Annotated in this window: 12 protein-coding genes; 5 read left to right on the top strand and 7 right to left on the bottom strand. The window is 46.2% G+C overall.

The annotated features are described in order from the left end of the window. The first annotated feature begins 95 nt into the window (after positions 1–95). Together EEX84_RS06980 and EEX84_RS06975 are read left to right on the top strand one after the other, a co-directional pair. Positions 96–1,394, top strand: a complete 1,299-nt coding sequence (locus EEX84_RS06980) for an NCS2 family permease (RefSeq protein ID WP_123164901.1) — start codon at positions 96–98, stop codon at positions 1,392–1,394. 148 nt (positions 1,395–1,542) lie between these two features. Beyond that, the gene (locus tag EEX84_RS06975; protein ID WP_123164900.1) at positions 1,543–1,731 is read left to right on the top strand and encodes a hypothetical protein; all 189 of its coding nucleotides are present in this window, start codon (positions 1,543–1,545) and stop codon (positions 1,729–1,731) included. Between the two features lie 206 nt (positions 1,732–1,937). Here the strand turns inward: EEX84_RS06975 and EEX84_RS06970 are convergent, their stop codons facing one another. The 3 genes from EEX84_RS06970 to EEX84_RS06960 all read right to left on the bottom strand — a co-directional run bounded on the left by EEX84_RS06970 (position 1,938) and on the right by EEX84_RS06960 (position 5,557). Further along, positions 1,938–2,825 (bottom strand): MerR family transcriptional regulator, encoded by an 888-nt coding sequence (locus EEX84_RS06970; protein ID WP_123164899.1) that lies wholly within the window; start codon positions 2,823–2,825, stop codon positions 1,938–1,940. Positions 2,826–2,986: 161 nt separating this feature from the next. Further along, positions 2,987–4,186, bottom strand: a complete 1,200-nt coding sequence (locus tag EEX84_RS06965) for an MFS transporter (protein WP_123164898.1) — start codon at positions 4,184–4,186, stop codon at positions 2,987–2,989. 135 nt (positions 4,187–4,321) lie between these two features. Next, entirely contained in the window at positions 4,322–5,557 is a 1,236-nt protein-coding gene (locus tag EEX84_RS06960) for an MFS transporter (protein ID WP_123164897.1), read from the bottom strand. A 507-nt stretch (positions 5,558–6,064) separates the two neighbouring features. On the opposite strand from EEX84_RS06960, the gene EEX84_RS06955 reads away from it, so the two are divergent. Then, positions 6,065–6,709 (top strand): LytTR family DNA-binding domain-containing protein, encoded by a 645-nt coding sequence (locus EEX84_RS06955; protein ID WP_123164896.1) that lies wholly within the window; start codon positions 6,065–6,067, stop codon positions 6,707–6,709. Between the two features lie 617 nt (positions 6,710–7,326). Beyond that, the gene (locus EEX84_RS06945) at positions 7,327–8,841 is read left to right on the top strand and encodes an acetyl-CoA hydrolase/transferase family protein (RefSeq protein ID WP_123164894.1); all 1,515 of its coding nucleotides are present in this window, start codon (positions 7,327–7,329) and stop codon (positions 8,839–8,841) included. A 144-nt stretch (positions 8,842–8,985) separates the two neighbouring features. Here EEX84_RS06945 and EEX84_RS06940 read toward each other — a convergent pair whose 3' ends face one another. Then, complete coding sequence (locus EEX84_RS06940; protein ID WP_123164893.1) at positions 8,986–9,453, bottom strand: VOC family protein; 468 nt, start codon at positions 9,451–9,453, stop codon at positions 8,986–8,988. A 157-nt stretch (positions 9,454–9,610) separates the two neighbouring features. Here EEX84_RS06940 and rlmN point away from each other — a divergent pair, with 157 nt between their 5' ends. Further along, on the top strand, positions 9,611–10,684 hold the full coding sequence (gene rlmN, locus EEX84_RS06935) for a dual-specificity RNA methyltransferase RlmN (protein WP_123164892.1): 1,074 nt from the start codon (positions 9,611–9,613) through the stop codon (positions 10,682–10,684). 181 nt (positions 10,685–10,865) lie between these two features. Here rlmN and EEX84_RS06930 read toward each other — a convergent pair whose 3' ends face one another. From EEX84_RS06930 to EEX84_RS06920, 3 genes are all read right to left on the bottom strand, one after another. Next, positions 10,866–11,780: a carbohydrate ABC transporter permease gene (locus tag EEX84_RS06930; RefSeq protein WP_338048375.1), complete on the bottom strand. Its 915-nt coding sequence runs from the start codon at positions 11,778–11,780 to the stop codon at positions 10,866–10,868. After that, a complete protein-coding gene (locus EEX84_RS06925; protein WP_240033933.1) occupies positions 11,781–12,692 on the bottom strand; it encodes a carbohydrate ABC transporter permease in 912 nt (303 codons plus the stop codon). 141 nt (positions 12,693–12,833) lie between these two features. Beyond that, on the bottom strand, positions 12,834–14,156 hold the full coding sequence (locus EEX84_RS06920) for an ABC transporter substrate-binding protein (RefSeq protein WP_123164891.1): 1,323 nt from the start codon (positions 14,154–14,156) through the stop codon (positions 12,834–12,836). Positions 14,157–14,317: the final 161 nt, after the last annotated feature.

Raw genomic sequence — 14,317 nt, 5'->3', positions numbered from 1 at the left:
AGCTTTTTCGTTTTGGCATACACTCCTATATTGGCTCACCTATTAATTGGGAAGAGCGGGTTGGGAGAGGGCTAATTTAATAGAAGGTTATCATGATGTTTAATTGGATTGATCGATTTTTCGGTCTTCAGCAAAATGAAACGACTATGAAACGGGAAGTGACGGCGGGAATGATCGGTTTTTTTACGGTCGTTTACATCGTCGTGGTCAATTCCCTGATTTTGTCGGAATCGGGTATGCCAGTTGAAGCTGCGATTGTAGCGACAATCGGGGCTTCTGTCTTTGGTTGTTTGCTCATGGGTTTTTGGGGCAATGTGCCGATTTTGCTCATTCCCGGAATGGGCATTAACGCATTGTTTTCCTATACCCTTGTGCAGTCGCTGGGCTTGTCATGGCAGGAGGCACTGGCGGTCGTTTTCGTCTCGGGCGTCATTTTTGTCGCCGTCGCTTTTACACGGTTTTCCGGTATCATCAGTGCAGCTGTTCCGCATTCCTTGAAAGAAGCGATTACAGTAGGCTTAGGGCTGTTCCTGATGCTGGTGGGACTTGAAAAAGGGGGCATTGTCGAGAAAGGGGCGAGTGCGATTTTGGCACTTGGATCACTCGGCGAGGCGCAGGTGCTGGCAACCGTACTGACATTTCTGGTAGCCATCGTTTTGTTCATCCGCAACGTTCCGGGGAATTTCCTTATCACGATTGCGGTGGGCACGCTGATTGCGTCGCTGTTCGGCTTGATCGACTTCAACCAGACGGATGGCGGGTCGCTGACAGCGTCTGAAGCGTTCGGCGTCTTTGGCGCCATGTCTTTTGGCAGCCTGGTGTCGATGACGTTCTGGGTCGCTGTGTTTTCCCTGACAATGGTGCTGGTGTTTGAAAACATCGGCCTCGTCCATGGGCAAATGGCTTTCATCGGCCGTCCCGAACGATACGGACGCGCATTCCAGGCCACGTCAATTGCTGCGATGGCGTCTGGTGTATTCGGGACGAGCCCGACGGTAGCCAGTGTGGAAAGCACATCGGGTATGGTGGCTGGCGGGCGGACCGGCTTGCCGGCGGTTACAGCCGGTCTGCTGTTTGGGTTATCGGCGTTTTTCATTCCGTTGATCAAACTGATTCCAGACAGTGCCATCGCGCCGATTTTGATCATCATCGGCAGTTTGATGCTGCAGAATATCCGCAACCTTGATTTACAGGACATGAGTGAAAGTTTTCCTGCACTGTTGATCATCGCGCTGATCCCTTTTACGTACAGCATCGCAGACGGTATCGCGATCGGCTTTATCCTGTACCCGATTTTAAAAATCGCCGTCGGGAAATGGCGTGAGGTGTCGGTGACTTTATACGTGATCGCCTCGTTGTTCCTGGTGAATTTCGTGTTTCATGTCATCGGTTGATAAAAGACCTATCAGTAAACGCACTTGCTCATGCAGGTGCGTTTTTTGGAGGAAAGGAAAAAGCCATGTCCCGGTTCGTTTCCTTTGAAAGTGCGATAGGTGGTATAATGAAGGCAAGCATATAAGAACGGAAAGGAGTTGCCGCACGGTGAAGTATACGAAAACGAAAATGGAGCAGCTCGTCAAAGAAAATCCGGAGTTGAAAAAGCGTTTGAACGCATTGATGAAAGAAATGGAGCTTGAAAAGAATTTTGCGTTGAAAGCCCTTTACCACTCAGAAGTGACAGACAATGGGCCTTACCAATCGGCTTACCAGGATTTAGACTTGCCAAAATAGGCAGGTCTTTTTTTTAGCTTATGTTCCAAAGGGGATGCTGCAGAGGATATAACTCGCTGTGAAATCCCAATCAGCTTCTTATGAAATTTTGTTGATCCATTATTTAATGAAAGATTTGGTTTGGCTGCTGTCCGGTTTAAAAAAGGGCGCGGAAATTGGGATTCCAATTTCCGCGCCCTTTTATATAGCAGCCATTTCCGTTCTTTTCATAACAATTCTTCCGTCAGCCACTTTTTCCAGTCATTGTAGTCAGAGCCCATCAATCGGGTGTTTTGACCCGCTTCCATTTTTTCGGCTCCTGCACCGCCTACTACAAACTGCAGTCCGGGAGAAGCGTTGGACAGGTCATTTACGTACTCCTCAATGGTTGGGCGCAATGACGGATGGGCGATGGATATACAAACCAGTTCGATGTCTTGTTTGTTGACCATTTCACTGATTCCTTCAAGCGGTGTATCTGCTCCAATATAGATGACCGGAAAGCCGTTTTCACGCAAAAACAAGGTGAACAGCAGAAGCCCCAGCTGATGGTGTTCGCCGCTCGGGCAAAGCGCCATGACTTTTGGCAGCCGGGGGGAAACCGGAAAGATGCGGAAAAAATGGGCAAAGCGCTGCTGAATGATGTGGCTGATCATGTGTTCATGTGCAACGCTGATCTGCCCATTTTCCCACGCATCCCCAATCCGTATCATCAACGGAACAAGTATAGAGAAAAATACGATGCGGTGGTGAAATAAAGAAAAGTTCAAATCAAGAAAATAATTGAACCGTTCGGTATCCATATCCACCGCTGCTGTATAGAGCTCTCTGATTTGCTTGTCATATTTTTGTTCCGGATCGGTGTCGATGTTTTCATCGGCCGGATGAAATTGTTTTCGTGAGGCGTGCAGTTGTTTGACAGCTTCGCTGATTTTCATACCTTTTTCCTGTACTTGTATTTTCAACCATTTTAAATCTTCCAGGTTCTGATCAGAATACAGGCGATGACCCGATTCCGACCGGGCAGGCGTGATGGCACCGTATCTGGTTTCCCATGAGCGGATCGTCACTTTCGGCATATCCAGCACTTTAGCGGCAGCTTTTATATTGTACATGGCAGGACCTTCACTTCTTTCATTTGACATAGAGAATGTATAATTATTATACAACTTATACAAAGCAAACGTAAAGTTCAGCGCCTTGTCAGTAAAAACGGGAGTGCTTTTTTGAAAGAAAAACCGGCCCCCGAAAACGGAGGCCGGTTTATTGTGCGACATCAGACAAGAGCAGTTGACTTGGCGGTGCGGGAACGTTGCCATGCCACAGTGATGAACAACGTGACCAGCAGCATAGCCAATCCAAGAATGAATGGGTAAACGATGTTCACGTCGTACAACACACCGGCCAGCAAAGGTCCGATGACGTTGCCGATGCTCATGTAAGCGTTGTTCATGCCCATGGCAAATCCCACTTCGCCTTCAGCCATTTTGGAGATCAAGGTATTGAGTACAGGCCGCAGGATGGAAGTTGCCAGGAAAATGACCAGTGATACGGCAAAGAACATGCCGTAGCTTCCGGCGAACAGCGACAGCATAAACCCAAGCGCTGCCACTCCTAAAAATGTGATCAGCACCGCAATCTCGCCGTAGCGTCGAACGATGCGGTCAACGATGAACAATTGAACGATGACACTGACAATGCCGGTAGCAGTGATCATAAATGCAATGTCTTTGGCGCTTGAACTGAACTGGTTGTCGAGATATAAACCGACAACCGATTCATAGGCCAGTAAACCAAAGCTCATGACCAGCGTGATGATCAGTGGAACGAAATACGGCATCTTCGTGGAACGGGCGATCTTCACTATCATCGACTCATCATCAGGCAAAGTGGCCGCCAAGACGGGATTTGCATCTTTTGCGTCGCTCTCCTTCAATAGGGCGACGGAAAACAGAACGGCGGCTAATGACACCAATGCGGAAACAAGGAATGGCAGCTTGAGGCCGTAATCCGCCAGAAATCCGCCGATTCCTGGTCCGACTACAATGCCGAGAGACATGGCGGCGGATACAAGGCTTGTTCCTTTTGCCCGCTGATCGGGTGTCGTGATATCCGCAATATAGGCGAAAATAGCCGGAATCAGCATCGCTGCACCGATTCCGCCGATGACGCGCGATATGTACAATATCGAAATCGCGTCGGAAACATAAAAGACAAACATCGAAGCGGTCAATCCCAATAATCCATAAATAATCATTTTGCGTCGGCCGTATTGGTCCGCCCATTTACCGGCGATGGGAGAAAACAGAAATTGCGCCGCTGCGAAAATAGCAATCATCAATCCTGCCGCCATCCCGCCCTGGTTAATGGATTCCAAATAAGAAGGAAGAATCGGAATGACAATACCGAAGCTTCCGATGGCAATGAACATGTTGATCATGAGAATATAAATCTTTTTTTTCTGGTCTGCAGTCATAAGGCAGCCTCTTTTCTTCTATATAGTGGGAGGGTAATTTTTTCTCAGCTTACTTATATTATTTTAGCTTCCACTTCTTGTCAATCAGTTTGTCTCATTGAGGAAGACATAGAGCTTATACAAAAAACTGAAACCCTAAGCGAGGGTTTCAGCTTCATTTGCGTCGTGTGCATATTCAGTTTCCAGTGTTTTGGCTGTGTTCGTACGGCGCCATGCCACAGCAATTGACAATGTGGCCACTAACAGTCCGAGACCTAAAATGAATGGATAATTGATGTTGACGTCAAACAGCAAACCGGCGGAAATCGGTCCGAGAACATTTCCGAGGCTCATATAAGCTGTAGCCATGCCCATGGCAAAGCCGACTTGACCATCGGCCATTTTGGACACCAGCACGTTAAGCACCGGGCGCAGAATAGCCATTGCCAGGAAAATCACCAGGGAGACACCGAAGAATGTGGCATAGCTTCCGGCCATTTGCGCAAGCAGAAATCCTGTTGTTGCAACGCCGAGGAACGTAATGAGAACAGCGATTTCACCAAAGCGGCGGACAAGGCGGTCGACGATAAAGAACTGCACCGTGACGCTGACAATTCCCGTCGCTGTAATCATCATGGCGATGTCGCCGGAAGTCGAGCCGTATTCAGTCGTTAAATACATGCCGATCACCGATTCATAAGCAACAAGTCCGAAACTCATGATAAAGATGATGACAAGCGGAATAAAATAAGGCATTTTAACAGAACGTCCAATTTGTTCGAACATGGACTCATCCTTCGCGAATTCCTCTGCTTGCTTTTTGCTTTCTTCCGTTACTTCAATTTCTTTCAACATGATAAATGAAAAAGTCATGGCGATAAATGTGACGATGGCAGCCGCTAAAAACGGCAGTTTCAAACTGATGTCAGCCAGGAAACCACCAAACCCAGGTCCGATAACGAGTCCAAGAGACATGGCAGCTGTTACCAGGCCGGTTCCTTTGGCGCGTTGGGAAGCTGTAGTAATACCGGCTACATAAGTGAAGACACCGGGAATCAAAAAGGCGTCCCCGATTCCGCCAACGATGCGGGAAGCATAAATAATCCAAATCGAATCAGAAGAAAAGAACATCAACATGGAAGCGGTCAGCAGCCCTAAGCCAATAATGATGACTTTTCGGGGACCGTATTTGTCTGCCCATTTTCCTCCCATTGGAGAAAATAGAAGTTGTGCACCGGCGAAGATGGCAATCATAAGGCCGGCTGCTGTCCCGCCCTGGCCGATTGACACAAGGTAAGCGGGAAGGATCGGGACGACAATTCCAAAACTGGCGATGGCTATAAACATATTGACCATTAGGATGGCCATTTTTTTGCGTTGGTTTGCAGACATTAAAAAATATCCCCATTTCTAATAAAATTATAGTAGTAGTGCAAAATATTTATAATAAATTCTTGATGTCTTGACGATAACGTGTCGGAATGGACAGGGAAAATCAATTTTTTTGCCAAGAAAATCATCTATTTAATTATCGTGAAATCACAAGTCTTTTTGACAACTTCCCCATAGTATGATAGCTATCGGTTAAAGTCAATGGAATAAACTCAAATAAACATTACAAAAATATAACAAAATATTATCTTATAAAAGGAATTTTCTAATTATTTTTGAAGAGGCTTCACAGAAGGATTTCTGCTAGTTTCAAGATATTTTGTTATATAAGAATTTCTTTTTGATGATAAAAAATTGAAAATTGAGATGAAAAACAGTGATATTAATTTGTTACAGCAATGTGAAAGGTTAGCCCGTGTATGGAACTGAGAAGAGAAATGACACCAGTCCGTCATTTAGCAGACGGTTGTTTCATGATAGAATTGTGGAAGTTACAGGAGGTTTATGATGGAGAAATTCGAACATGGTTCGCTGTTGGATGTCATTGGAGAGTTGTTTTCAGATGAGATATCCATAGCGGTTTCAAATACAGAAGAATATATTTATTACCGTTCCAGTAAGCGGGTGGATTTGAAAATCAAGGCCGGTGATCCGGTGAAAGCCGGAACGATTGCCCATAAGGCACTTCAGTCCAGACAAAAAGTTTCTGAATTCATCGATCGCAATATTTTCGGTGTGCCGTATCACGGCATGGCGGTGCCGTTCGAACGGGACGGACGGCTTGCAGGCTGCGTGATGGCCATTTACCCAACTTTTACGGAAGGGAAGTCGGTGGTCACCGTCAAAAGTCCGGACGGCTGGATTCCCATCCCTTTTGCGGAAGTCAAGTACCTGGAAGTGAAAGATCGTAAAACGCACGTGCATGCTGAAGGCTTTTCGGGAACCAATAAAAACTCGCTGCAGGAATTTGAATACCTGCTGCCAAGAGATACTTTTATACGCTGTCACCGGGCATTCATCGTCAATGTCCATCATATAGAAGAAATTCACCCAGACACCCACTCCACGTTCGTCTTAAAGATGAATAACGGCGAGCAAATCCCCGTCAGCCAATCCTACTCCAGCTACTTCCGGAAACTGCTGGGGTTCTAAGAAAAGCGGAAATGGCCGTGTAGGCTCGACGGGCATAAGCCAACCCCCCGAAGCGGCATGTTTTCAGCCGCACAGGGGGGTGGCTTATGACCCGAGAGCCTGGCCATTGGAGCTGGACAATAGAAAAGCGGAGGTGCCCGTGGAGTCTCGACAAGCGCTGGAGGTCTTGGCAGTGATGGCGTTTTTTGCCATCGCAGCCAAGATCGAAGCGACCTCGAGAGACTGGGCACCGGAGCTGGACAATAGAAAAGCGGAGGTGCCCGTGGAGTCTCGACAAGCGCTGGAGGTCTTGGCAGTGATGGCGTTTTTGCCATCGCAGCCAAGATCGAAGCGACCTCGAGAGACTGGGCACCGGAGCTGGACAATGGAAAAGCGGAGACAGCGGCGGTAATGACGGTGATAAAAAATGCTGTTTCAGACATGGAATTTTCTGCTTTGGTCAATTAACATCTTTTTCAATCCTCTACACTCAAATTCGGTGAAAGATAAGATAAAATTATCTAATAATTATTAAAAAAAGAGTAATCACTTTTCTCCCATGGTGTATGAAAACGCTTTAATACGATTGCTTCTTAAAATGTGCTTATCATAAATATTATCGAAAGAGAGTGATTGATATGGAAAAGAATATACAACGGATCAGAGCGACAGAACTACAGGAACGTGTTGTAACACCTGCTGAAGCTGCTTCTTGGATTGCCGATGGAATGACTCTTGGTTTAAGTGGATTTACTCGGGCGGGGGACGTGAAAGCGGTTCCTTTAGCGCTTGTAGAGCGATCGAAAAATGAAAGTTTCAAAGTGAACGTTTTTACAGGAGCTTCATTGGGGTCCGATATTGACAAATTGTTCGCTGAAGCGGGAATTGTGGGGAAACGCCTGCCGTTCCAGGCAGACCCGGCTATGCGCAGCAAAATCAACGAAGGCGACATGCTGTTTGTCGACCATCATCTATCCCACACAGCTGAATGGATCAGAGCAAATGTAATCGAGCCGATTGACTTTGCCATAGTAGAGGCACTTGCCATTACGGAAGACGGTATGATTATTCCAACCACTTCTGTCGGCAACTCCGCAGTTTTTGCAAAACATGCCAGAAACATCATTGTAGAAATCAATACAGCACAGCCGGAACTGTTTGAAGGCATCCATGACATTTACGATACAGGCAAGCAAGGTGAACGCTCACCGATACCATTGACAAAAGTGGATGACCGCATCGGTTCTGCCGGCATTCCAGTCGACATGGAAAAAATCAGAGGAATTGTTTTCACAGAACAACAAGATTCTCCATCGAATATCGTACCGCCTGATGAAGAAACAAAAATCATGGCCGATCATTTATTGGAGTTTTTCCGTTCGGAAATTCGTGCCGGCCGTCTGGATGAAACACTGGCTCCATTGCAATCCGGAATCGGTTCCGTCGCAAACGCTGTACTGCACGGCATGATCGACTCTGAGTTTGAAAACCTGGAAGTGTATTCGGAAGTGCTGCAGGATGCAGTATTCGACTTGATCGATGCCGGAAAAGTGGATTTCGCTTCATGCTGCTCGATTACCTTGTCGGAACCGAAAATGGAACAGGTTTTTGGTGAATTTGAGAATTACAAAAACAAAATCGTGATGCGTCCGCAGGAAATTTCCAATCATCCGGAACTTATTCGCCGTCTCGGCTTGATTTCCATTAATACGGCTTTGGAATTCGATATTTACGGCAATGTCAACTCGACTCACGTATCCGGCACAAAAATGATGAACGGCATCGGAGGTTCAGGTGACTTTGCACGCAATGCACGTCTGGCGATTTTTGTAACGAAGTCAATCGCCAAAGGCGGCAACATTTCAAGCATCGTTCCATTTGCTTCTCATATCGATCACACAGAACATGATGTGGACGTTGTCGTGACGGAGCAAGGGTATGCAGATCTGCGCGGGCTTGCGCCGCGTGAACGTGTGGAAGTGATCATTGAAAACTGTGCACATCCATCGTATCGTCCGCAATTGCGCGCTTATTACGAAGAAGCTTTGACTCGTGGAGGCCAAACTCCTCATATTCTGGAAAAAGCGTTGTCATGGCACATTAACTTGGCGAAAAACGGCACGATGCTCCAAAAAGAAGAGCAATTCGTATAACAACAACAAAGCGGCTGACCATTGTGGATCAGCCGCTTTTTTTGTGCAGACTTCGGGAGAAAGTGCGGATTTTTCACTGGATTTTATTGAACGTGCATTAACTCCACTGAACGCGCATAAAATTTTTCAATCATGCATAACCCTTTATTTGTTGGCATACATTTCTGAAGTACTGCGGGTGTAGAGCTCGATGATATTGCCGAATGGATCTTCTGTATAAACGAGATAATGCGGCTTTCCAGCTGAGACGTTCCAAATCTTACTTTTCTGCTTGCCGCCATGCAGCACGACGCGTTCAATCGCTTCGACAAGATCTTCTACAATGAGACATATATGGAAGAATCCATTGTGCTTGGCAGGCGGTTCATCGAACAAAGGTGACTGGAATTCGAAAAGTTCAATGCCGACACCTCCGGAAGACATTAAATGTACATTCCGCATTTTTTTGATTTCGTGTCCCTGTAAATCCTGCGTCATATCGGATTGGTCTTCTGCTGCTGCGTCAAAATCGAAAGGGCCAGCCAGCACGTAAAACCCGAATACTTTTCCGTACCAGGAAATGGCTTGATCGAGGTCGGGTACAGCTAATCCGACATGTGTAATTTCGGCCATTGTATCTCCTCCTATCTACCAAGCTTTACCCCGAAAAAAACGTTTATAAGCAAAGGTTGAACACAGAGTTTTCTGTCTAAATAAAAATAGTTGTTGTCAAGCTCTATTTTTAGTATTATAATAAGCAATTGTGAAAAATTGAAATGAGGGTTCTGAAATGAAAAAATCCATTTACGGATTGACACTTGATCAACTGAAAGAATGGTTTTTGGAAAATGGACAGAAGAAGTACCGTGCCGAACAAGTTTGGGACTGGTTATATATTAAGCGTGTAACGGAATTTTCCGCGATGAATAATCTCTCCAAAGAATGCATTCAGCTGTTGGAAGAGAACTTTGTTATCCAAACTTTAAAAGAAACGGTAAAGCAGGAGTCGGCAGACGGAACGATTAAGTTCCTTTTCCAGATGCAGGACGGCAACTTGATTGAAACTGTTCTGATGCGCTTTAAATACGGGAATTCTGTCTGTGTCACAACACAGGTGGGCTGCAACATCGGCTGCAGTTTCTGTGCCAGCGGCCTGTTGAAAAAGAGCCGTGATTTAAATGCAGGTGAAATCGTCGAGCAGATTATGAAGGTGCAGGAGCATTTTGATGCGCAGCAAAAAGACGAGCGCGTCAGCCATATCGTCGTCATGGGAATCGGCGAACCGTTTGATAACTACACGAATTTGATGGGCTTCCTGAACGTTGTCAATTCACAAAAAGGATTGGCTATCGGGGCGCGCCACATTACTGTATCGACAAGCGGCATTGTTCCGAAAATCTATGATTATGCGGACGAAGGCCTTCAGGTCAACCTGGCGATTTCCATCCATGCGCCGACCAACGAATTGCGTTCACGCATCATGAAGATCAACAAAGCTTATCCAATCGAGAAATTGATGGCTTCGATTGATTATTATTTGGAGAAAACCAACCGCCGCATCACGTTTGAGTACATTTTATTGCATGATGTCAATGATCATGTGGAAGAAGCGAATCAGCTGGCGAAACTTCTGGAAGACAAGCGCCATTTGTCTTACGTCAACCTGATCCCTTATAACTCGGTCGACGAGCACGACCAATACCAGCAAAGCAAGCCGGAAGCGATCATGGCTTTCTATGATGCGTTGAAAAAGAAAGGCATCAACTGCGGTGTCCGTCACGAAAACGGCGCGGACATCGACGCAGCCTGCGGTCAATTGCGGAGCAAGCAAATCAAAAAAGAGAAGAAAAAAGCAACAGTTTAACAGCAGCACAAAAAGCACTTCCGGAAACTTCGGAAGTGCTTTTTTGCTTGTTAAAATGGCTTGCCAACCTTCCGCTTCATTCCAGGATGTTAATGAGCTCATTTAGTGGTTTCCTGAAGTTTCTCACAGAATGAAAAAGCACTCCCTGGAAAGTGAGGAGTGCTTTTTTCGCAGAGTTTTGCTATTTCCCGCCGGACGACAGGTTGATGCCTTGGATAAAGTATTTCTGGAAAAAGAAGAACAGGAGAATGACGGGCAGGAGCACGAGAAGAGATCCGGCCATCAGGTAATTCCACTGTGTATTCAATTGTCCTTTAAATACAGCTAATCCAAGCTGCAAGGTATAGAGGTTCTCGTCATTCAAGTAAAGGAGCGGTCCGAGGAAATCATTCCATGCCCCATTAAACGAAAAGATGGCGACGGTGGCCAGAGCCGGCTTTGTCAGCGGCAACCCAATTTTCCACCAAATGTAAAAATGGCTGGCGCCTTCTATTTTTGCCGCTTCGATCAGTTCAGTCGGAATGGTCATATAGAACTGACGGAGCAGGAAGATGTAAAATGCGCTTCCAAAAAAATGCGGAACAATGAGTGGGTAGTACGTATTGACCCACCCGAGTTTGGAAAACAGAACATATTGCGGGATAAGGGTGACAAAGCCCGGAATCATCATGGTGGAAAGTACAATGGCGAACCAGATGTTTTTCCCGCGGAACGGAATTTTTGCAAATCCGTAGGCAATGAACGAATTGGCCAGCACACTTCCAAAAACCACCAGAGTGGTGATGGTCAGTGTATTAATGGTGTATGTCGTGAACGGAGCCACTTGCCAGGTTCTGATGTAGTTGCCCCATTCCCAGGATTCCGGAAAAAAAGAAGGGGGATAAGCCATGACTTCCTGCATGGTCTTCAATGATGTGGCAAACATCCACCAAAGAGGCGACAGAATAAGCAAACTTCCCGCTGCCAGCAGCACAAAATTGAATACTTTCCACATGTTGTTCCGGTTGCCTCTGTGTTCAAAATAACGGGGCTTTGAAAGGCTTTTTGCTTTTTCGCTTTTATCCATATATACGGTTTTATCGTCTGTTTTGGCCATTTACTTCTCCTCCCCTTCATAATGCACCCAGCGGGGAGCGAGCTTCAGGTTGATGATTGTCAGGATAAAGACGATGACAAACAGAATCCATGACATCGCCATGGCATAACCCATGTCAAAACTTTCAAATGCCTGATTCCACATATACAAATTATAGAACAGCAATGAGTTGGCAGGGCCGCCTTCACCGTTGCCGGACATGATGTAAGCCTCCTGGAAAATCTGGAAACCTCCAATAAGACTGGTGACAACATCGAAAAAGATAACGGGTGTAATCATTGGGATGGTGATATGGATGAACTGCTTCCAACGGCTTGCTCCGTCAATTTCTGCGGCTTCATAGAGGGATTTAGAGACCCCCTGCATGCTCGCCAGGTAAAGGAGCATCGATCCGCCGACGCTCCACAATTTCATCAGAATAAGGGAAGGTTTCGTCCAATCCGGGTCAAAAAGCCAGTTTGGCCCGTCAATGCCGACCCAACTCAGGATCAGATTGACCATTCCGGTCCCGGGCTCAAGCAATTGCATCCACAATAGATAGACGCCGACCCCCGACAGGATGGCCGGCAGGTAATACAAGGTGCGAAAATAACGAATCCCCGGCACGTCCTGATTCAAAAGAGCCGAAAGAAAAATAGCGCCAAGTGTAGTCAAAGGAACAGAAAGAGCTACGTAATACAGTGTATTCCATAAAGAAGTCCGAAAAAGACCATCTTCCACGATGAGCGATTGGTAGTTTTCCACTCCGATGAATTCCATCTGTGATGTAATATTATAATCTGTGAAACTTCCCGCCAAGGAAAACAGCAAAGGGCCAGCGGTGAATCCGATGAACCCGACGATAAACGGCATGATGAAAATGTAGCCGTAGATGCCTTCTTTGCGCCTCATGGTCCAGCCTTTTTTTCTCAAAGGACTTCCTCCTCGCTTATCCCGCTTTAATGGATTGTCAGAATCCCACTTTTTCAAGTGATTCACTGAACGTAAAAGCTGGATGGGTTATAACCCTCACTTGAGCGGGAGACGAAGCTCTCACTCAAATGAGGACATTCTTTATTGATTGCTTTCGATTAAAGCTTCCACGTCCGCTTGCGCCTGTGCCAATGCTTCTTCAGCAGTCAAAGAACCAAGGAAGAATTCGTCAACTTTCGGATTGATGTAGTTATAGAAACCAGGTGCTTCAACCGGAGCCGGTGTCAGCAACGTGTTTTCCATACTGTCAACGGCCATCTGGTAAACCATCTGACCTTCTTCTGTAAATTCATCCGACTGAGCGGCTGCTTCAGCAGCTTCGATGTTCGCTACATTGTCAAAGTTTTGTACTGCCCAATATTCCTGTGCTTCCGGTCCTGTCAAATACTCGATAAATGCCCAAGCCGCTTCCGGATCGCTCGAGCCTTCAGGAATTTCAGCTACGAACCCGCCGCCCCAGCTGGTATGGCCGTTGCCCGGCTCGTATTCAGGGAGTTGCGCCACACCGAAGTTCAAATCTTCAGCATAGTCGCGGATTTGTGTGTAAAAAGTAGGCTGCTGAACAAGCATTGCCAAATCGCCGCTGAAGAACGGATTTCCTTGCTGGCTGTCAATCTGAGCCTGGTAGGAATTGACGACGTCTTCACCAATCCGGTCTCTCCATGACTTCAGCCAGTTCAACACTTCCACGTTTGTTTCGGTGTTGACGTTAACGGTATCCACGTTATTGTCTGCACCAAAATAGTTTTCGCCGTTAGCGTTGAGCAGCCAGACATCATAGCCGACGCCCCACAGCGGATAAAAACCGAGACGGTCGTAACTTTCGCCGTTTTTCACATCCAATTTAGCTGCGTACTCTTCCAGCTCTTCCCATGTTTCCGGTGGATCTTCCGGATCCAGGCCGACTTCTTCAAAGGCATCTTTGTTATAGTAAAGCACACGTGTATCGGTATTGAATGGGATACCATATGAATCACCTTCGTAAAGTGTCGCGTTCCAGAGCTCAGGATAGAACTTTTCTGAAAAGCTGTCATCGTAGAATTCCGAGAGATTCATTGCCTGGTTTTCCTGGCCGCGGATGGCGGTGGCGTTGATGTCGTTGATGACTACATCAGGCGGATTGCCTGCAGCGATTGCTGCCAGTTCTTTTGTCCAGATATCTCCCCAGGGGCTGTAGGTATGTTTGACTTCAATTTCATCCTGTGAGGCATTGAAGTCGGCCACAATTTTATCGATAATGGGTCTGCGAAGTTCCGAGCCCCAGAAAGACCAGAAATCGACGACGGTTTTGCCGTCTTCATTGGTATTCCCTTCATCGCTGTTGCTTGTCTGGAAACCGGCGCAACCGCTGAGAATCAATATCGAACATAAAAATAAAACAATTACCTTAAATGAATTCTTCATTTTCTTCACTCCTTATAATTTTTATTTAGAATATTTTGTCTAATTAACTTCGAGAGTCGAAGTAATAGGACATTATGAGCTGAAAATTGCCCTGCAGCCCTGCTATCCTCCTTTTAAATGAATAAACAAAAAACTTCTATGACTTCTAAGGAGAAGTATAT

This window comes from Planococcus salinus (assembly GCF_003719725.1).
Classification (GTDB): Bacteria; Bacillota; Bacilli; order Bacillales_A; family Planococcaceae; genus Planococcus; species Planococcus salinus.
This window is presented reverse-complemented; position numbering and strand designations above follow the sequence as displayed.